We start from the raw sequence: 20,108 nt of genomic DNA, 5'->3' as shown, positions 1-20,108 counted from the left end.
ATTTCCGCGCTTAACGCGGAGATTGCCCTTCTATATATAATGTTACTTATAAATCTCTATCACATTTCCAGCTTCCGTGCTGAGACGATCAAAGTCCGCACGTTTGATGCGAACACCACCACTACGATAGCGGTTAGGTGTACCTTCTGTTTGCACTTCCGTACCGTTGATAGTAATTTGACTAATCTCACGACCTGTAAGGTGATAGATAAAGTCTACCTTAGTGCCTGCATATTCAAAGCTAAAGTGCATTCCATCCAGCGATTCCGGCAGAATAGGGTCAACAATTAAGTCTCCACCTTCCGTACGGATCCCCAGTGCATTCGAGATTAACTGGTTCATATAGATCCCAGGACCGCTGGAATAGATTCTCCAGCCACCTTTAACAGCTACGTCACCATTGCGCAGTTTATCGAAATTCTCCTGTGCCTCATAACGGGTGTTAAATTTACCATCCGAGCTACTGAAATAGGAGTTAGCTTGACGTAGTTCAGCGTTTGGCACCACATCGCGGATTCCGATCGGATTAATCGCTGCCAGACCCTTCCAGACCTGATCGGTTTTACCGAGCTTGGCCATAGCCTCTACATAACGGATATGTGCATGCACATACTGAAGTCCAATTTCCCGGCCAAAGTTAGCCGCTTGCTCCGCACGTTTGAAATGAGTGCTGACCCCGCCAACATATTGAGCTGGACGATTCATCAGACGCACACCGTCAGGGCAGAATAGTTTATCCTGAATGACATCATAGTGTGCTTCGGCCTGTTCCGGAGTAAGCAGCTCACTGATCATACTGCGCGTCATAGGCAGCAGACGGTACTGAATACCTGTTTCTGTGTCACTTGGGTGCACCATAAGTTTAATTTGCTCAGGGTCCTCCATATACAGGAAGCCAGGAATCACTTCGGATTGAAGCATATGAGTATGGAAATCCTTACGGATTCCTTCCACCATCGCCTTCAGTTCCTCTGCCTCAGCTTGATCAACTGAACGAAGTACCTCTGAGAACTGATTAAGTGTCTGATAGGTAAGCGCCACTGTCCAGCTGCTAACCATATACTGCTTCAGCTGTGGATTTGCAGGCTGGAGCGTATCATCCCAGTCTCCATCACCGTAAGAAGACAGATGTGTGTCATGCAGGAAATGATCCTTAATATAAGCAATTTCCTTCCGTGCGTGATCCAGCAACGTCGCTTTTTCTTCTGTAAAGTCAAAGCTGTGCTTACGGGTATACGGTACTGTTGCTCCCAAGATGCTGTAATCCTGAGTTACTGCCAAGTAGTCTCCAAGCACCTTAAGCGGCCATACAATAATATCTCCATGACTTTCTTCTTGTTGTATCTTCGTGTATTTATCAAACATGAACCACTGTGGCCAGTTGCCATCATCTTCATATTGATGACTATACAGCGTCAGCAAAATTTCACGAACCTGTTCGTATTTTTGCGTAGCCATGAAATATTCCACAGGTCCCTGACATACATCCCGGGTTCCCCAAGCAGCGCCACCATATTGCTCTAAACCATGTGGAACCGAATAGTGAACCAGCATGTTATGTGTGTACCACCAAGTCAGAGCGTTAACCTTAAACAGTTCACCTTCTGTTCCGTCCCCAAGCGTCAGGCGGAAGCCATTCATCACACCAGCATAAAACGCGCGATAAGCAGAAATCTCTTCCTCAGCTGAACGATTTCTTGGAGCAAGTGACTTACCATCCAGAAGGCCTTGAATATTCAAGGTCCATTCACTGCTGGCAGACAGCTCCAGTACTGCTAACGGTGCTTCAGTTGGTTGAACAGGAGAGACAAGTCTACCTTCATCCTGCAGAGTTAACACCGCACCCTGTACCTGTAATTTATACTGTAAGTCGGGATATTCACCAGCACTTAGTGCGCTTCTGTCAGCCGAGAAGATTACTGCTCCACCTTCTTGCTTAGATTGATATGGAAGCTCGTATTCATTAACGTTCATGGTGATTTGATTAGTGACTAAATAACGATAAGCTCGTCCGCTTTCCGAACGCACATTCAGGAATATCTCCGGCGAATCTTCGGTGGTGTAGTTCGTAATAATGAAGCATTCACCATCTGTTCTGTAATACCAACGAGCATAGTTGAAACCAACCTCAAATAGAGAAGGCATGGTCAGCAAACGATATTCACCGTTCCACTCTACATAAATGCGTTGTCCTGAAGCTTTTGGAATGTTAAGCGCATTTCTTGGATTGGACATTAGCTTGTTGAAATTGGTATTTCCAATTACCACTTGGGAGTTAAAGATCCCGTACATATAAGAAGTTGTTGTGATGACCTTATCATTAAGTCGAGCGTTATCCCCACTCATCAGGATATGGCCGTGTGGCCGTTCTACGCGCATTTCTTTCTCTTTTAATACTACGTGCTCATAATTCTCCGTGAAAAAGGAAAGTAGTGTGTCTCCTTCTCTCTCCTCCTGATAACGAACCGGAAACAAGACCCCGATCTCTTTCTCTGTCAGCGAATCTGCAGCCAGCGGTGCTCCCAGCTCCTTCGAGAAGAAAGAACGTTCAAGTGCTGCTTCAGCTTCTAAAGGTAAATCTTTAACAGCATCCCAAGCCGCAGCAATATCATTAGCAAATTCTAGCGCAGTGATCGCTTCTGGATGATCTTGCTTAAACAATCCGTAGAACACAAACCGTGTTTCCCCGCTCAGCTTCACCCGTTCCGATTGCAGCGCAGTATATGCAAATTCATATTGATAGATCTCATTACTTAATTGCTCACGACCCAAGCTCTCTGGTTGGTTGGTTTCTTTATAGGACAGTCCAAAGAATTGAAAACCGTCTGTTGAGAAGCTTGTTGCCTTGGTAAGTGAACCCTGTTGCAGATATGGGAATTTCCCGCCCTGCGGCTGATTCTGTCTAGAGCAAACAACGTACCCGTTGGATTGATCCTCAAATACCGCATGATCGATATACTGTGACAGGTAAGCTTCATTACTGCGGACAGCGGCGATATCAGCAATCCCTACATCCTGTCCGTACACAAGATCTACCTCTGCATTTTGTCCAGTAAGCTTCACATCCCAGAACCAAGCTCCTCCTGCAGTAGGGGTGAAAATAACTTGATATTCAATATTTTCCGCAGTACCTTCCCAAACCAAACGGTTTCCAGCCTTACGTACAGTGCTTGAAGAATGAATGCCCAGCAAAGGAATGGCTTGAATGTTTCCATCATTGTGCACTCGCAAATATAGATTGGATAATGAACCATCCACAATGCTTGGCAGCAATTGATTGATCATTGTCCGTTCGTAGAGGACTTGGAACAAGTCCCCGCTGTTTGTAAAAGTGAAGGATAGATCCCCGGCGTTTAAACGGATGTTAGTATTCAAATTAGTAGTCATATTATACACTTCCTCCATTACGGCGTTACTGCCGTATATATTCTACTTATGCTAATGTTAAGCAAAAATCCCGTTCTTTAACCTCATTGCTGTTCGAACCGACGAATAATTTAAATCGTCCCGGATCGCTGCTAAAGCTTAGATCGCTATGATAGTAACGAAGCTGCTGTTCGGTAAGTGTAAAGGTCACTTCACGACTTTCCCCTGGTGAGAGGTTGATTTTGGCAAAATCCTTCAGTTCCTTCATTGGTCTGACGACCTCTCCGGAAATGTCTCGGATATACAGCTGCACTACCTCTTCCCCATCCACTTCTCCAGTATTGGTCACCGTAACTTTTATTTCAATAGGCTGATTTTCAGTCATGATATCACCGGACAGAATTGGTTCACTATAGCTAAATGTCGTATAGCTCAGTCCAAAACCAAATGGCAAAAGCGGTTCATTAGGAATGTCCAGATATTGCGAGACATAACGTTTGTCGGCACCCGGAGCATGAAGTGGGCGTCCAGTGTTGAAATGATTGTAATAGACTGGAATCTGCCCAACGGATACCGGGAAAGACATCGTTAATCTTCCTGAAGGATTCTCATCTCCATAAAGTAGACTGGCAATTGCCGCTCCGCCTTCACTGCCCGGGAACCAAGCTTCCAGAATAGCATCTGCATGCTCGTACACACCGGCCAAGTCTAGTGGACGTCCATTAAACAACACCACCACGATAGGCTTATTCAGCTGTTTCAGACGTTGTAAAAGCTCAAGCTGCGCTTCCGGCAAACGGATATCTGAACGGCTGCCCGCTTCTCCACTCATCTCTGAATGTTCACCAAGCGCCAGTACAATCACATCAGCTTGCTTAGCAGCCGCTTCCGCCTCCAGCCACTGTTCCTCTGTAAAGCTATCGACTCCAGAACCTTCTGCAACAGTAATCTTACCCGCACCTGCGCGAGCTTGAAGTGCTGGTGCAAGACGGCTTGCCTCTTCCGTTGAACCCAACCACGACCACGGTCCAAGAATATCACCGCTAGTAGCAAACGGTCCAATTAGCGCAATCCGTTGCTCTGCAGCAAGCGGCAGAACCTGATCATTCTTGAGCAGTACGCAGGATTTAGCCGCCAACTCACGCGCCGCATTTCGATGATCTTCACAGAAGATTACCTCACGCTCTTTCTCGACGTCAGCTCCGCGGAACGGATGCTCGAACAAGCCCAATCTTTGCTTCAATTTCAAAATACGAAGCACAGCTTCATCAATAATCTTTTCATCTACTTGTCCATCTGCAACAAGCGCCGGAAGCTGATGAACGTAACAAGCCGTCATCATCTCGATGTCTACACCAGCTTTGATGGCTTTAAGTGCTGCCTCAGCCTCATCCTCGGCGACACCATGTGGGATCAGTTCCTTCACTGCACCCCAATCCGAAATCAATACGCCATCAAATCCCCATTCCTCACGAAGCAGCTGGCGAAGCAGCTTGACGTTGCCGCTTATCGGAATCCCATCAATCGTATTAAATGAAGTCATGACCATTTCTGCACCTTCATCCAGTGCTGCACGATAGGCCGGCAGATAATATTCACGCAGCTGCCGTTCCGATAAATCCACCGTATTATAATCACGACCGCCTTCGGATAGACCATAGGCAGCAAAGTGCTTAATACAAGCCGCCAGACGATCTACATCACCAGTCAAGTCGCTTCCTTGAAATCCGCGCACAAACGCACGGGCAAACCTACCATTCAAATATGGATCTTCTCCTGTAGATTCCATTACTCTTCCCCAACGTGGGTCCCGTACAAGATCCGCCATTGGCGCATAAGTAACGTGCACACCGGAGACTGCCGCTTCTTTAGCCGCAATCTCGGCGCTCAGCTCTGCGCGATCCATATCCCAAGAGCAGCCAATTGCCAGCGGGACCGGAAAAATCGTCTTGAAGCCATGCACAATATCCGCCATCATCAGCAAGGGAATGCCCAATCTATTTTTGCGTAAATGGGCTTCCTGAACCGCAATGACTTGCGCTGCACCTGATAGACCAAGTACAGAGCCGCTGCTCTCGATCATGTGGTCCGTAATTCCCATGGATGCCATAGGGCCAGTGATTTGTCCTCCATCCTCTGCCCCTTCATAGAAATTAGCGGCTAGCTGCTGCAATTGTGCAATCTTTTCTTCAAGCGTCATCTGGTTCAACAAGGTAGTCAGTTGCTGCTCATTCATTTCAAATCCTCCATTGTTCAATTCTGCCGATGCCTATGAATGGAAAAACCCGTGTGCAAGAATTGCACGCGGGTCCTGTAGGTTCATTCCTACATGCATAGGGCGAAAGCTATTTTTTTAGATTGTTTAGTTCATCTAGAACCGGCTGAACGAGGGATTGTTTGCTCTTAACCCATTCTTTCCAGTTCGCCTCTAGATCGCCTGGTTTCAAAATCAGGTTAGTGTATTCTGTAGCATAGTCAAAGGAAGCCTGATTTTTAGCCTTGGAATCATACAACTGGTAGTCCCAGTCATATTCAGCCGTTGCTTTGTCTTTTAACGCAAGCTCAGCTTTTTCCTTGAACAGTTCTACAGAACGATCGCGATATTCTTTTTTGATCGCAGGGTTCACGACACTAAAGTCATCCGCCAAGACATACAGTCCTTCAAAACGGTTCGGATATTTCTTATCCAATGTTGTTCCTTCAGGGAGTAGGCTGATTAATTCGCCATTTTCGCCTTTTTTCCAGTCTGTTCCTTCAAAGCCCAAGTTAACGGTCAATTGACCTTCTTTACTTGTTGTATATTCCATGAAGTCCATAATCCGTTCAAATTTCTCTTTGCTAATATCTGGCGAGAAGATTACAGCAGACCAGAAGTTAACTTGATCGAGGTTACGATATTTACCGTCATCGCCAAGTACAATAGCTGTGTGTACTAGGTCATCACTATTTACACCTAGGTTATCTTTCATTTTAACGTCCATGTCTTTTCTGTAAGAAGCCAAACCACCTAGACTCGTAATACCGGAAACACCGTTAACTGTGAACTTTTGGCCAGATTCACCATTTTTCCAAGTATAAAACTCAGGGTGCAGTAATCCTTCTTTATAAGTAGTTTGAAGTTCTTTCAGTGCCGCTAACGTTTCATCGTTGGCTGGACCCCATTGGTATTTGCCATCTGCATCTTTATAGAATGCTGACTCTACTCTGGAATGCACGCTATTAGCCATTACAATATTAGTCAAAGCATCGTTGATGTCATAAGAAATAGGAATGAGTTTATCTCCTACCTTGCCAGGGTCTTTCTCTTTAAGCAATCTAGCAAATTCCATCAGTTCTGTAGTAGTGTAGGCATCCTTCAATTCAAAACCAACGGCTTTAGCCCAGTCAGAACGCAGAGCAATTACTCCGATTTGGTTAATGAGCGGATCTGCCGGCTTGTTCTCAAAGTATACCGGTCTTGGCAGAACATAAGTGCCACCTACCGCTTTCTCCAATTCATCGCCAAGTCCTGTCAGCTTATAAGCGGCTGCCACATTCGGCCAGCGTTCTTTCCAGTCATCTGGCAGCTTGTACAGCAGCCCTTGATCAATGTAATTAAGCGCATCACCGTGAACATAGTTCCAGCTTGCTACGTCAGGAAGATCACCAGAGTTAATCCATAGGCGAAGCTTCTCAGCCCATGAATCCCATTCAATATAGTTGTAATCCCATTTAATATTGAACTTATCCGTAAAATATTTATGATACACGTTATCAAAATCAGATTCTGTTGTCTTAATGGTACTGGCTAACGAAATCTTCAACTCATCTTTATATCCATCTGTTGGATTGCCTGAATTTCCGCTATTAGCATTGTTGTCTGAGCTTGAGCATGCTGCCAACATGATTGGAGTAAGACATAAAACACCGGCAAGGATTGACTTTACAGATTTTCTTTTTAAAATATTCATTTTGTCCTCCTTAAATTGTGTGACTGACCCTCTTTTATATGGATAAATCATAAACCACTAGGTCTTGATAGCCCCTGTAAGTACCCCTTTGGCAAAGTGCTTTTGGAGCATTGGGAAGAAACACATAATAGGAACCATGGTAACGAATACTGCCGCCATTTTCATACCCATGGAGAATGATTGTTTACCCACTGCGTCAACACTTGTGGCATTCGATGCATTCACTTGGGCTTCCATAATGATAGATCGCAACACGTTCTGCAGTGGCATCTGATCCGCTTTCCGCAGGAAGATCATGGCGTCATACCATCCATTCCAGAAGGCTACTCCGTAGAACAGTGTGATGGTAGCTACGATTGGAGCAGATAATGGCAGGACTACAGAGAATAGGATTCTCCATTCCCCAGCACCATCAAGTCGCGCAGATTCCATCAGGGACTCAGGCAGACTGCTAAAATAGTTCGACATCAGAATCAGGTTAAACGCACTGAAGCTTCCAGCCAGAATAACTGACCAAAGGTTGCCTGTCAGATGCAGATCCTTCATCACCAGGTACAAAGGTACAATCCCGCCATTAAAAATCATTGTGAACAGGACAAGCATAAAAATCAGCTTTTTACCCGGGAATTTATTGCGGCTAAGGCCGTAAGCCATACTTGTCGTCAAGAACAAGCTAAGCGGGAGTCCTAAGATTAAGATCTTAAAGGTATTCCAATACCCTGTCCCGATCCGCCCATCAGCAAAGAGTGCCCGATAGGATTCCAGTGTTGGGTTCTTCGGAAATAACATCATAGGGTTATCAGCGTATTCTTTTTGCGTAGAAAAAGAAATCATAATGACATTCCAGAATGGAATAAGAATGGCCAAAGCGCCTACACTCAGAATTACGAAAATCACATAATCCATAGCGGTCATTTTTTTATGGTCTTGCATAATTGTCAGCTTCTTTTTACTCATACATTTGCACTCCTTTCTTACCGGAATAAACCGTCTCCGCCCATAAGTTTGGCAGCTCTGTCTGCCAGAATCAGCAGAATCATATTAACAAGTGAACGGAACAAACTGACTGCAGTGGAGAATGAAAAGTCTGTTGAAGACTGGAACGTGATTCGGTAGATATACACATCTAGTACTTCCGAGACGTTTTTCGTTGCAGCGTTGCTCAAGTTAAAGATTTGGTCAAATCCAGATGACATCAGGCCACCGACAGAAAGGATAAACATAATCGTAATCGTCGGAAGAATGTTAGGCAGAGTAATGCGGAACATTTGCTGCAAGCGTGTAGCACCATCAATCTGTGCGGATTCATATTGGTCTGTATCAATACCAGAGATAGCGGCCATAAAGATAATGGCTCCCCAACCTGCTGATTTCCAGATATCCGTAAGATACAACATCGGAACGAACATTTTTTCAGAACCTAGGAAGTTAATGCCTGTCCCGCCAAACATTTGAATGAGGCTGTTAACCAGACCATCATAGGAAAGTACATTGATAACAACCCCGGATACTACGATCCATGACAGGAAGTTCGGAAATGTAAACACCGTCTGTAAAGCTTTTTTGTAACGATTCATGCGCAGTTCATTCAGCAGCAATGCCAATATGATTGGAAAAGGGAACTGAATAATCAGCTTACCGATGTTAATGGTTAACGTTCTCCATACGGCGTCAATAAAAGCTGGGTCACGGAACACATAGGTGAAATTCTCGAATCCGCTCCATGGGCTGCCCCAAATTCCTAAGTTCGCTTTAAAATCTTTAAAAGCCAGAGATAGACCACCCATCGGCAGATAAGCGAATAGGAAAAGCCACACTAGTCCAGGAAGCACCAGAGTATAGACCATTCTGTTCTTCCAGACTTCTCTTAGGAACAGTTGGAATCTGCTGTCGTTCATTTTTTTAGCCGGTATTGCAACTTCGGATTTCAATTTGCATCTCCTCACTCTGCTTATGTCTTTTAGTTGTACAAGAAATCAAAGGTTGTCTTCAGATGCTCCTCCCAGAATCGCCATTCATGAGTTCCAGGGGTCTCAACATACTGAAATTCATAAGGGGTCGTCTCTAGGTAAGCTGCGAATTCCCGATTCATCTCCACAAACGGATCTTCCGAACCACAGCAAGTCAGAATCGAAGGCAGGTTACGTTTATCGTCGACCAATTTAGCGGCTAAAGCGTACAGATCCTGATCCGGCTTAATTTGTAAGCGTTTTCCAAAAGTACCCGCCATCTCCCTCGCCATGTCCTTGGACATTTGCGGATCGTTTAATCGTTTCTGGAGATCGGTAACTCCTGATAACGAAACCACTTTGCTGTAACGCTCGGGATAGGTAAGTCCACATTTCAGAGCGCCATACCCGCCCATCGATAAACCAGCGATATACGTCTTCTGCGGATTATCATCCAACCTCATCATTCGGCCACAAAGCTCGGGAAGCTCATGGGTCACATAGTGGAAGTAATCCAGTCCGTACTCCATGTCTGTATAGTAGCTCCTGTTTACTTGGGGCATTATGACTGTACAACCATATTGACTTGCATACTGCTCAATAGTAGTCATCCTGTGCCAAGTACTGGCGTTATCACCAGCACCATGCAGCAGGTAGAGCGTTCCTCCAGACATGTTGCCTGAATCGACGGGGGAGATAATACTGATGGTCGTTGTCATTCTCAAGGTAGGAGAGCCTGTCTCAACTGTTAATAATGCCATGAGTTATCTCCTTTTCGTTCTTATTCATTTGTTTATTTTCTTGCAAGATCCCCGCTTAACCAGTACGGATTCGAATACCATATGTTTGTTTTGCGAATCACCTGTGATCAGGTCAAACAAAATTTCAACACTGGCCTTCGCCATATCCACTCCGGGTTGGCTGATCGTATCCAGAGATGGATGATAATATTCTGCCATTTCAATCCCGTCGAATCCGATGATCGAAACATCATTTGGAATTGATAAGCCCAAGGACAATAACGCCTTAGCCGCCCCAATGGCAATCGTATCTGATGCAGCAAAAACAGCAGTGATATCTTTTTTCTTATTGAGCAGACGTTTGGTAGCTGTAAAGCCTGAGCTTGGACTATATTCACAGTCCTCTACCATTGAAGGGTCGTACTCAATTCCATGCTCCTCAAGCGCCTTGATATAACCCATAAGCCGCCGGTTACCTGTTGTATTTTGCACCAGAGGAAATCTGGCCAAAAAACAGATATTGCGATGTCCTAATGAGATTAAATAGCTGACAGCCTTATAAGATTCCTGAAGATCATCAATGATCACGCTTGAAAAAACAGCAGGATCGACTTCTTTTGTAGTCGTGATGGTAGTCAGAACAAATGGAATTTTTAATTGTTTGAATTTATCTTCGGAATGATCATACGTTCCGCCCATAAAAATTACGCCATATAGATTTTTTTCTTTTACAAGCTGTAGAGCGATATCGATCTCGTCTACTCCATCTTCTACATGCTGGATCATTAGCGGACATCCCCGCAGGTTCACCTGGCGTTCAACTTCTTTGATCATGTCGGCAAAAAACGGGTTTGAGATCCCTTTTACCATTAGCGCTATGGTATTAGATCGCGTTTTTTTCAAGTTGCTCGCATTACCGTTTGGAATATAGTTATGTTCTCTAACAACCGCCATCACTTTAGCTCTAGTTGTATCGCTTACAACACCGCTATTATTGATTACTCTGGAGACTGTGGCGATACCCACGCCTGATAGCCTTGCAATATCTTTGATATTCATATTTACCTTGCTCCACTCCTATGATGAGTCCCCCCTTCACCCGATGAAAATCAGGTTGTGGAAACGCATGAAATGATGGGAAACGTTTCCCACGACATCATTTTGAGTCCTTAGCGCGTTTTTTCCGCTTACTTCGTCCATTATGAACAGGTAATTTTTATAAGTCAACTAAAAACACAAAAAAAATTGTGATTCATCACTTTTTATTTGGTTAAAATTACAATAAGTCTATAGTTACTAAGTCAATGAATTAGAAATAATTGTAATTTATATATCAAATAATAGTTCCACTTGCTTTATTGACTTTAAAATAAGAATGGAATACCATCAATTTAGTGATTTTCATCGCAATAACAGAAAACGTTTCCACTTATTTTTCTAGTTTTTCTTTTTGTCGCTTCGCTATCCTAGCTAGGAATATCAAGAGAAAGAAGGACTCTTTTTATGTTGAACATGGCTCCATTCGCAGCTAAGGCTCGTGAACGAAACCTGAATATCTTCAATGTTCGTGTGCTTCAAAACGGAAACCTTGTGGGAAAACTGGATCTCACGGAGGATATTCGGCGCTTGCAGCATTCCGTCAGCAAGTCTTTTACTTGTATGGCAGTAGGTTTTGCCATTGATGAAGGGAAGCTGACACTGGAAACAACGCTTAGAGATGTTTTTCCGGAGTATGCCTCTCCTCTTAAACAAACACCTCCTTCCATGCAGCCCGGAGATATAACTTTGTTCGATTTGCTGCGAATGAGTACAGGGCACGACTCCCCTCCATTTTGGGCTGAAGAGAGAGTAGCCTTGAAGGATAAAAATTGGGTGCAGCATTATTTGTCTCTGACTTTAGACAGAGCTCCCGGCGAGAAATTTACATACAGCAGTGGAGATACCATTATGATCTCTGCAATGGTGCAAGCCCGCGTCGGGCAAACCGTAAAGGATTATCTGTTACCTCGTTTGTTTGCACCTCTGGGCATAAACAATGTCGATTGGGAAACAACACCTCAAGGGGTAACCCTTGGCTGTGCCGGACTTCAGATTAGCACGGAAGAGTTAAGCCGGTTTGGACAGCTGCTTTTACAGCAAGGAAAGTGGCAGGGCCAGCAACTAATTCCCGCAGCATGGATCAATTTTGTTACACAAAAACAGATCGACAATGATGGAAATGGCGACTGGGGAGAAGGATACGGCTGCCAATTCTGGCTCTGCTCCCACGACGCTTACCGTGCCGATGGCGCTCATGGACAATTCTGTCTTGTGGTGCCGGACGCTCAAGCAGTCATTGCAATTAACAGCATGGAAGATAACATGCAGGGAATCCTGGATACCGTCTGGGAGGAAATCTGGCCGCTTCTTTAGGAGCGGTCTTTTTTTATGGCTTGAGGTTAGCGTGCGCATAATGGGTAATTTACATTCTTCCGCGATTAGTACTTAACACCGCCAAGTAACCAGCGCTGTTTGAGGCTGAGGAGGCTTGCGGACTCAGATGACGTTATTTACTCTTTTATCGCCTTTTGAGCAACGTTTCGGACTCCACTGCAGCTATTGCTGAGAAAGTAGCTCTTTTGGGGCACATTTGCATCTATAGCGACGATGGAGTCCGATGACATCGCAAATCCCGCACTTTTCAGCATTTAAGGTCCTCTGTGTCCGATAGCTGCTGCGTATGTACAATATAAGTAACTCAACAGATGATAAGTAACTAAACACGCCCAAGCGTTCACACCAATAAATGCTCAAACCGTATGTCCCCAACGCCAAACACGCCATGCAGTCAACACCAATAGATGCACAACACCAAGTAACCAGCATTACTTAGACTGAGGAGGCTTGCGGACTCAGATGACGTTATTTACTCTTTTATCGCCTTACGAGCAACGTTTCGGACTCCAGTGCAGCTATTCCTGAGAAAGTAGCTCTTTTGGGGCACGTTTGGCATCAATAGCGACGATGGAGTCCGATGACATCGCAAATGTGGCGCTTTTCAGCATTTAAGGTCATCTGGGTCCGATAGCTGCTGCGTATGTACAAAATAAGTAACTCATCACACCAAGTAACCATTACTTTCTGAGGCTGAGGAGGCACGCGGACTCAGATAACGTTATTTACTCTTTTATCGCCTTTTGAGCAACGTTTCGGACTCCAGTGCAGCTATTCCTGAGAAAGTAGCTCATTTGGGGCACGTTTGGCATCAATAGCGACGATGGAGTCCGATGACATCGCAAATGTGGCACTTTTCAGCATTTAAGGTCCTCTGGGTCCGATAGCTGCTGCATATGTGCAAATGTGATCTAGTCGCTCGAAGTTTGATGTTCAATGATGGTTAGCAGCTCAACACACCAAGTAACCAGCATTACTCAGACCGAGGAGGCTCGCGGACTCAGATGACGTTATTTACTCTTTTATCGCCTTTTGAGCAACGTTTCGGACTCCAGTGCAGCTATTGCTGAGAAAGTAGCTCTTTTGGGGCACGTTTGGCATCACTAGTGACGATGGAGTCCGATAACATCGCAAATCCCGCACTTTTCAGCATTTAAGGTCCTCTGGGTCCGATAGCTGCTGCGTATGTGCAAATGTGGGCTAGATGCTGGAAGCTTGATCTCAACGATGATTAGTAGCTAAGCACGCCCAAGCGTTCACACCAATAAATGCTCAAACCGTAATTCTCCAACGCCAAACATGCCATGCAGTCAACACCAATAGATGCACAATACCAAGTAACCAGCATTACTCAGACCGAGGAGGCTCGCGGACTCAGATGACGTTATTTACTCTTTTATCGCCTTTTGAGCAACGTTTCGGACTCCAGTGCAGCTATTGCTGAGAAAGTAGCTCTTTTGGGGCACGTTTGGCATCAATAGTGACGATGGAGTCCGATAACATCGCAAATTCCGCATTTCTCAGCATTTAAGATCCTCTGGGTCCGATAGCTGCTGCGTATGTGCAAATGTGATCTAGTCGTTCGAAGTTTAATGTTCAACGGTGAATCGAATTTCGACGTTTAGATCAAGAAGGAAGACAAAGCACCCCGTGTGTGACCTCGAACTAAAACTCGCGCACGCAAAAACAGCCTTCCCGAAGGAAGGCTGTTAATTGACGTCCCGGAAGGGATTCGAACCCCTGACCGTGCGCTTAGAAGGCGCATGCTCTATCCAGCTGAGCTACCGGGACATATAAGAAATAAATACTATGTATTGACGCAACGATATTTATTATACCTTATTCAGCGGATTTTTCAAGTCAAAACAACTTAGAAAAATAATAAAAATGTTTCCGGTGCAGCTTTTTCACACATCAGCGTAACCACAGGAAATGAAAAAAACGGCATTTCTGCCGTCCTTTTCAGCCATTCCAGTGTGCGTTTTACAAACCTTCGATATTTACTCCAGCTTTCGAAAACGCTTCTCCAGCTGCTTTTTTAAATCCCCAAAAGTGAGTAATTCTCGTTGAAATTTGGAATGCTCATCTTCTGGCGACATGAAGTTACTGCCTGTAAATGCACTCGAGGTCACATCTTGAAAAGCGTCATGCATATTGTTATCAAACCAATCGGTAGAGGTATCAGCATCATTAGTCAGAATACGGACAATCTCATATCCTTCTTCACGCCGATCCTCAACGATATACACCAAAAGCGCAGGATCACTAACAGCACCCGGCAAAACACCCACTTCTGCACAAGGCGCACCATCGTACTCCATCATTCTGCGAATTTTGGCGTCTTTAATATAATACACCTGTCATCCTTCCCTCCTGGCAAATTCCCCTCTCCCCTAGTGTTCGGATAAGGACATACATTTTATGCCTTCCTTCGGCATATATCTGTATTACTTGGCAAAAAAGTAAGGACAACAATCGCACAAAAGAGAGGATGAACCATCATGTGCGGAATAACCGGATTTATCCAGTGGCGCGGAGATCTCACTCAGCACTCGCAGCTGCTGGTCAAAATGACTGAAACTTTAGCAAACCGCGGCCCCGATGCAGCCGGAACCTGGATCTCAGGCCCCTGTGCTTTCGGTCACCGCAGACTTAGCGTTATCGATCCGGAGAACGGTGCCCAGCCCATGATCACCCGCCATGAGGAACAGGTATACGCGATTGTTTACAACGGCGAATTATATAACGCCCTCGAACTCAAACAGGAACTTAAGCAGCGAGGGCATCAATTCCGCACCCAGTGCGATACAGAAGTGCTTCTGCATTCCTATATCGAATGGGGGCCGGATTGCGCAGAGAAGCTCAATGGAATCTTTGCTTTTGCAGTATGGGACGGTCTTCGGGACCAAGTCTTTTTTGCACGTGACCGTTTAGGTGTGAAACCCCTGTTCTACAGCAAGGTTGATGATGTCCTGGTTTTTGGCTCAGAGCCTAAAGCGTTACTACAGCATCCCAAGGTACAACCAATCGTCGGTCCTGAAGGTCTCGCAGAAATCTTCATCATCGGTCCAGCGCGTACACCGGGTCATGGTGTTTATAAGGATATGCAAGAGCTTCGTCCAGGTCATGCTATGATCTATAGCCGTGAAGGTCTGCGCAGTTATGCCTATTGGAAGCTGGAGAGCGCAAAGCATACTGACAATGAAGCAGAGACAGCCGCTAAGGTGCGTGAACTGCTCCAAGATACACTCGAACGCCAACTGGTCTCAGACGTCCCTGTTTGCTCTCTTTTGTCGGGAGGGCTGGATTCCAGTGCGCTGACGGCACTTGCAGTGGATTACTACAACCGGAATGGTCAGGGACAAGTGGATACTTATTCCGTAGACTATGTAGATAACGACAAACATTTCAAAAGTCATACTTTCCAGCCGGGAGCAGATGGGCCGTGGATTAAACGAATGGTCGATGAATTGAATACAAACCACCACTACATCTCGTTCGATACCCCGGAGCTTGTAGAAGCGCTGGATAATGCATTGTACACTAGGGATTTACCAGGGATGACCGATGTGGACTCTTCTTTGTACTTATTTTGCCGGGAGATTAAAAAGAACGCGACAGTAGCTATTTCCGGTGAAGCGGCGGATGAGATTTTTGGCGGATACCCTTGGTTCCACCGTGAGGAAATGCTCTCCTCAGGCACTTTTCCTTGGTCAGTTGCTCCGAAAATGCGTGCAAGTCTACTTTCCCCAGAAATTAACGAGTGGATCCGTCCACTGGAATATTTGGGTGACAGATATAGTGATGCGGTGGCTGAAATTCCGAAGTTGGATGGAGAAACAGGAAAACAAGCACAAATGCGCGTAATGTCCTATCTGAATATCACCCGCTTCATGCCTACTCTGCTAGACCGTAAAGACCGAATGAGCATGGGCGCAGGGCTAGAGGTACGTGTTCCTTATTGTGATCACCGACTCGTTCAATATGTATTTAATATTCCGTGGGAAATCAAGAATCTGGGGGGCCGTGAAAAAGGGATTTTACGTAAATCTCTTGAAGGCATTCTTCCAGACGATGTGCTCTACCGCAAAAAAAGCCCTTACCCCAAAACTCATAATCCTGCCTATTTAAATGCGGTACGAACTCAGGTATTAAACATTCTGGATGACTCCACTTCACCCCTACTTCCGCTAATTGATGCTGCCAAAATCCGTGAGATCGCCGCTTCCCCAGAATCCTCAACCAATCTGCCTTGGTTCGGCCAGCTCATGTCCGGTCCTCAGCTGTTTGCTTACCTCGCCCAAGTGGATCACTGGCTGCGTAAATATAACGTCTCCATCCAATAAGCGCGTAGAGAACTGAGGTAATCGACAAGCCAAACAGCAAGTCCCCGTATCCGGTGGCTTGCTGTTTGGCTTGTATTTGCAATGATTACTCTACGATCTTATCTGAACGATCTTTAAAAGTTAAAGTTGTCCGGGTCCGGGCCAAATCGATGGTCTTTGTTCAAGCCCTCGATAGCTTTGACATCCTCGTCACTAAGCGTAAAGTCAAAGAATCCGGCATTCTCCTTGATTCGATCCGCATGTACGGATTTAGGAATCGTAATGACACCTTGCTGCAAATCCCAGCGAAGTACAATTTGAGCAGGGGTCTTGCCATACTTCTCAGCCAACTCTTTTAAGAGCGGTAGATCAAGATTCCCCTGCATTAATGGACTCCATGCTTCAAGCTGAATACCCTGTTCATTGGCATATTTCAGCAGCTCGCGCTGAGTCAACAGCGGATGGAATTCCACCTGATTCACCACAGGCACCACTCCGGTATCCTCGATGATATCTTTCAGATGATGAACCTGAAAATTACTCACGCCGATAGATTTGATGAGGCCCTCTTTTTGCAGATGAATTAAGGCCTTCCATGTCTCACGATATTTTCCTGCCACCGGCCAGTGTATGAGATACAGATCTAGATAGTCCAGACCCAGCTTGCGCCGGCTATCCTCGAACGCTTTTAGCGTAGATTCATAACCTTGATCAGGATTCCGTACTTTCGTTGTAATAAACAACTCATCCCGGGCCACTCCACAATCACGAATAGCTTGTCCTACGCCTTCTTCGTTATTGTATCCGGCTGCCGTATCAATACTGCGATATCCTAATTCCACTGCGGTTTTGACCGCATGAATAACCTCTTCGCCATCTTTAGTCTTATACACGCCAAGACCCAGCCACGGCATGGTCACCCCGTCATTTAAAGTAGGACCACCCGAGAACGGTGCATTCAATTCACTCATCGCTTAACCCTCCAAGCTTATTGTTATTTCGTTAAACATACTTAACCTATTTATCCACTTAAGAAGCAAACGCTACCATAAAAAGTATAGCAGCTGGCTTCATCATTCCCCAAATCCTTATAAAAAAACGGAGGCGTAAGCGCCCCCGCTCTTCTTTATTTCTCAATTAGTTTGAAATCATCAAAATGGAATTCAGGAGAAACAATACAGGATACCAGCGTTGGCTCTTTGCCTAACGAGCGCGCGGCCTGCCATACTCCCGCTGGAACAACCACTTGTGGCTGCTGGCCTGCAGCAATATCGAGACCCAGAATAACTTCCTGCACATCCTCAGGCTTATCTCCATTACCTCCGAGACTTAGCACGATTGGACTACCGGAATGCCACAACCAAACTTCATCGGACAATACAGTATGCCAATCAGATTGTTCGCCTTCGTGAAGTAAAAAATAAATTGAAGATGCCGAATGACGTGATCCAGAATAGCTATCGCCTAACACTTCCTGCGAAATTTCAAATTCCGAATTCCAAAGTCTTTTGTACCAACCACCCTCAACGTGAGGCTGTAATCCAAGCAGTTCAACTAGCGGTGAAATTTCTTTTTGCGTCACAGTAGCTTCTCTCCTTCAAAGTTAGCATGAACAACAATAGCTTCGTATGCATAAGGTTGTTTTTGCTTTTTACTTTAACGGAATAAGCTCGAATTGTAAAATCTATTTACTGTCCTTGCTCGCTTTGAAGACTTCTGCAATCGCTCCAAGACTTCCCAGCGTTTCAACAGCGCTTGTTGGCAAGAACACTTTATTAGCAGGACCTTTGGCAATCTCAGCCAGAGCCTCGAAGGAACGATAAGCCAGAACATGCTCATCCAGACCTGCCGAACGAATTAGCTCAATGCGTGATTTTTCTGCTTCTGCCACGGCTTGAATCGCTTTAGCCTCACCGTGTGCTTCCAGCTCTTGCGCCTGGCGAGAACCCTCTGCTTGACGGATACGCGCTTCTTTATCGCCTTCTGCTTTTAGAATCTTACTTTGTTTATCCCCTTCAGCGCGTAGGATCATATCCTGCTTGGCAGCTTCCGCCTCCAAAACAATGGCACGTTTGCTCCGCTCTGCTTTCATCTGCTTATCCATCGCTTCCTGAATATCCAACGGCGGTTTGATATCGATAACTTCCACACGCTCGATCCGCACGCCCCACTTCTCAGTAGCTTCATCGAGAGCAAGACGAATATCCGTCGAAATCTTTTCCCGTCCAGACAAGGTCTCATCCAATTCCAGCTTACCGATGATTTGCCGCATTGTTGCCGTCGAAATGTTTCTTACCCCATACACATAATCAGAAATACCATAAGTAGCTTCCTCTGGTCCAACCACCTGGTAGAAAATAATCGTATCAATCTGCACCTGCACGTTATCCTTTGTAATTACCGTTTGTGGAGGTACATTCGCTTGTTGAATCCGTAAATCATGGTACGTGCGCACCTGATCAATTACAGGAATCAGAATGTTCAACCCCGGTGTCAGCAGACGATTAAATTTACCGAGCCTTTCCACTACGCCTACCCGTTGCTGTGGTACGATTTTGACTGTTAATGCCACAAAAACTACGACCACTACAATAATAATTGCGATAATTGCCCATTGCATTAGTTCATTTCCCCCCATCGTTCTACTTCGATAATCGTCGTGCCTCTTTTCACTACTCTTACAACCTCATCCTTGCCCAGATTCTGATCAGAGCTCGCGCTCCACGTATCTCCGCCTACCTTCACTTGCCCGTAACGTCCCTGCTCTATCGGCTCAACAACTACTCCTTGCCTACCGATGATTTCTGTACCTGTATCCTTGAACCCACGTGAATGGCGAAATCTAGAAACCAGTGGTTTCGAGAATATAGTCAGACCAAGTGCGACCAGTGATCCAAGGACCACCTGAAACAAAATGGCTTCGGGAACAATCAGCGACACCAAACCTGCGGCCAAAGCACCAATACTAAGCCACAATAAATAAAAAGTAAGCGTCATCATCTCAACAACAAACAGGACACCGGCTGCGATCAGCCAAAACACCCACACAACCATCGGTGAGCCCACCACCTTCCGTATGATACTACTATAACGAAAAGAAACATCGATGCGTTGCATAGTTCCATAAAAAAATATTTCAGGCATGTATATGATTTATATTCATTACATCGGTGGTTATGTGTTTCTTCATGAGTTTCTTGATAAAAGGCGAGTATACAAATCCAAAAGGGTTCACTTTTTGAAGAGTCACTATAAATTAGAAAATTCTCCCCCTATATCACCTGATTTTATCCCTAGCGCAATTGCAAGCTATGCTTGAGAATAAGAGTTACCATCACCCATTTA

The 20,108-nt window shown here is 45.2% G+C and carries 14 protein-coding genes and 1 tRNA gene; 2 read left to right on the top strand and 13 right to left on the bottom strand.

What is annotated here, in order from left to right; genetic code table 11:
• Positions 1–42: 42 nt before the first annotated feature.
• The 7 genes from MHH63_RS03165 to MHH63_RS03135 form a co-directional block, all read right to left on the bottom strand.
• Entirely contained in the window at positions 43–3,387 is a 3,345-nt protein-coding gene (locus tag MHH63_RS03165; RefSeq protein WP_340394546.1) for a GH36-type glycosyl hydrolase domain-containing protein, read from the bottom strand.
• 46 nt (positions 3,388–3,433) lie between these two features.
• Entirely contained in the window at positions 3,434–5,602 is a 2,169-nt protein-coding gene (gene bglX, locus MHH63_RS03160; protein WP_076281897.1) for a beta-glucosidase BglX, read from the bottom strand.
• A gap of 109 nt (positions 5,603–5,711) precedes the next feature.
• Positions 5,712–7,316, bottom strand: coding sequence for an extracellular solute-binding protein (locus MHH63_RS03155; protein ID WP_076129208.1), 1,605 nt, complete (start codon positions 7,314–7,316; stop codon positions 5,712–5,714).
• 57 nt (positions 7,317–7,373) lie between these two features.
• Positions 7,374–8,273, bottom strand: coding sequence for a carbohydrate ABC transporter permease (locus tag MHH63_RS03150; protein ID WP_036686985.1), 900 nt, complete (start codon positions 8,271–8,273; stop codon positions 7,374–7,376).
• A gap of 17 nt (positions 8,274–8,290) precedes the next feature.
• Positions 8,291–9,214, bottom strand: a complete 924-nt coding sequence (locus MHH63_RS03145; protein WP_036687012.1) for an ABC transporter permease — start codon at positions 9,212–9,214, stop codon at positions 8,291–8,293.
• Positions 9,215–9,276: 62 nt separating this feature from the next.
• Entirely contained in the window at positions 9,277–10,026 is a 750-nt protein-coding gene (locus MHH63_RS03140) for an alpha/beta hydrolase (protein ID WP_076195222.1), read from the bottom strand.
• A gap of 24 nt (positions 10,027–10,050) precedes the next feature.
• Entirely contained in the window at positions 10,051–11,064 is a 1,014-nt protein-coding gene (locus MHH63_RS03135) for a LacI family DNA-binding transcriptional regulator (protein ID WP_076142395.1), read from the bottom strand.
• Between the two features lie 444 nt (positions 11,065–11,508).
• Here MHH63_RS03135 and MHH63_RS03130 point away from each other — a divergent pair, with 444 nt between their 5' ends.
• Positions 11,509–12,417 carry a serine hydrolase domain-containing protein gene (locus tag MHH63_RS03130; RefSeq protein ID WP_280753701.1) on the top strand — a complete coding sequence of 303 codons (909 nt, stop codon included), beginning with the start codon at positions 11,509–11,511 and terminating at the stop codon, positions 12,415–12,417.
• 1,738 nt (positions 12,418–14,155) lie between these two features.
• On the opposite strand, the gene MHH63_RS03125 is transcribed toward MHH63_RS03130, so the two are convergent.
• Both MHH63_RS03125 and MHH63_RS03120 read right to left on the bottom strand, forming a co-directional pair.
• Positions 14,156–14,229: transfer RNA gene (locus MHH63_RS03125), tRNA-Arg, on the bottom strand.
• Between the two features lie 209 nt (positions 14,230–14,438).
• On the bottom strand, positions 14,439–14,795 hold the full coding sequence (locus tag MHH63_RS03120; RefSeq protein WP_036686975.1) for a hypothetical protein: 357 nt from the start codon (positions 14,793–14,795) through the stop codon (positions 14,439–14,441).
• Positions 14,796–14,939: 144 nt separating this feature from the next.
• Between MHH63_RS03120 and asnB the strand changes: the two genes are divergently transcribed.
• The gene (gene asnB / locus MHH63_RS03115) at positions 14,940–16,784 is read left to right on the top strand and encodes an asparagine synthase (glutamine-hydrolyzing) (protein ID WP_076303290.1); all 1,845 of its coding nucleotides are present in this window, start codon (positions 14,940–14,942) and stop codon (positions 16,782–16,784) included.
• 113 nt (positions 16,785–16,897) lie between these two features.
• On the opposite strand, the gene MHH63_RS03110 is transcribed toward asnB, so the two are convergent.
• From MHH63_RS03110 to MHH63_RS03095, 4 genes are all read right to left on the bottom strand, one after another.
• The gene (locus MHH63_RS03110) at positions 16,898–17,734 is read right to left on the bottom strand and encodes an aldo/keto reductase (RefSeq protein ID WP_036686969.1); all 837 of its coding nucleotides are present in this window, start codon (positions 17,732–17,734) and stop codon (positions 16,898–16,900) included.
• A 155-nt stretch (positions 17,735–17,889) separates the two neighbouring features.
• On the bottom strand, positions 17,890–18,345 hold the full coding sequence (locus MHH63_RS03105; RefSeq protein WP_036686965.1) for a cupin domain-containing protein: 456 nt from the start codon (positions 18,343–18,345) through the stop codon (positions 17,890–17,892).
• 102 nt (positions 18,346–18,447) lie between these two features.
• Complete coding sequence (locus MHH63_RS03100) at positions 18,448–19,383, bottom strand: SPFH domain-containing protein (protein ID WP_076129203.1); 936 nt, start codon at positions 19,381–19,383, stop codon at positions 18,448–18,450.
• A complete protein-coding gene (locus MHH63_RS03095; RefSeq protein WP_256719490.1) occupies positions 19,383–19,907 on the bottom strand; it encodes an NfeD family protein in 525 nt (174 codons plus the stop codon). Before MHH63_RS03095 ends, MHH63_RS03100 begins: the two co-directional genes overlap by 1 nt.
• Positions 19,908–20,108 lie beyond the last annotated feature (201 nt).

Source organism: Paenibacillus sp. FSL H3-0310, from assembly GCF_038002785.1.
In the GTDB taxonomy this organism is placed as follows: Bacteria; Bacillota; Bacilli; order Paenibacillales; family Paenibacillaceae; genus Paenibacillus_AQ; species Paenibacillus_AQ odorifer.
Note: the sequence above shows the minus strand (reverse complement) of the source record. Positions and strands in the feature narration are given on the sequence as shown.

What these genes read in the sequence shown, in the direction of transcription:
- MHH63_RS03110 (WP_036686969.1), bottom strand. Translation starts at nt 17,734, where the DNA reads ATGAGTGAATTGAATGCACCGTTCTCGGGTGGTCCTACTTTAAATGAC.
- MHH63_RS03150 (WP_036686985.1), bottom strand. Translation starts at nt 8,273, where the DNA reads ATGAGTAAAAAGAAGCTGACAATTATGCAAGACCATAAAAAAATGACC.
- asnB (WP_076303290.1), top strand. Translation starts at nt 14,940, where the DNA reads ATGTGCGGAATAACCGGATTTATCCAGTGGCGCGGAGATCTCACTCAG.
- MHH63_RS03140 (WP_076195222.1), bottom strand. Translation starts at nt 10,026, where the DNA reads ATGGCATTATTAACAGTTGAGACAGGCTCTCCTACCTTGAGAATGACA.
- MHH63_RS03165 (WP_340394546.1), bottom strand. Translation starts at nt 3,387, where the DNA reads ATGACTACTAATTTGAATACTAACATCCGTTTAAACGCCGGGGATCTA.
- MHH63_RS03095 (WP_256719490.1), bottom strand. Translation starts at nt 19,907, where the DNA reads ATGCCTGAAATATTTTTTTATGGAACTATGCAACGCATCGATGTTTCT.
- MHH63_RS03135 (WP_076142395.1), bottom strand. Translation starts at nt 11,064, where the DNA reads ATGAATATCAAAGATATTGCAAGGCTATCAGGCGTGGGTATCGCCACA.
- MHH63_RS03130 (WP_280753701.1), top strand. Translation starts at nt 11,509, where the DNA reads ATGTTGAACATGGCTCCATTCGCAGCTAAGGCTCGTGAACGAAACCTG.
- MHH63_RS03100 (WP_076129203.1), bottom strand. Translation starts at nt 19,383, where the DNA reads ATGCAATGGGCAATTATCGCAATTATTATTGTAGTGGTCGTAGTTTTT.
- MHH63_RS03155 (WP_076129208.1), bottom strand. Translation starts at nt 7,316, where the DNA reads ATGAATATTTTAAAAAGAAAATCTGTAAAGTCAATCCTTGCCGGTGTT.
- bglX (WP_076281897.1), bottom strand. Translation starts at nt 5,602, where the DNA reads ATGAATGAGCAGCAACTGACTACCTTGTTGAACCAGATGACGCTTGAA.
- MHH63_RS03145 (WP_036687012.1), bottom strand. Translation starts at nt 9,214, where the DNA reads ATGAACGACAGCAGATTCCAACTGTTCCTAAGAGAAGTCTGGAAGAAC.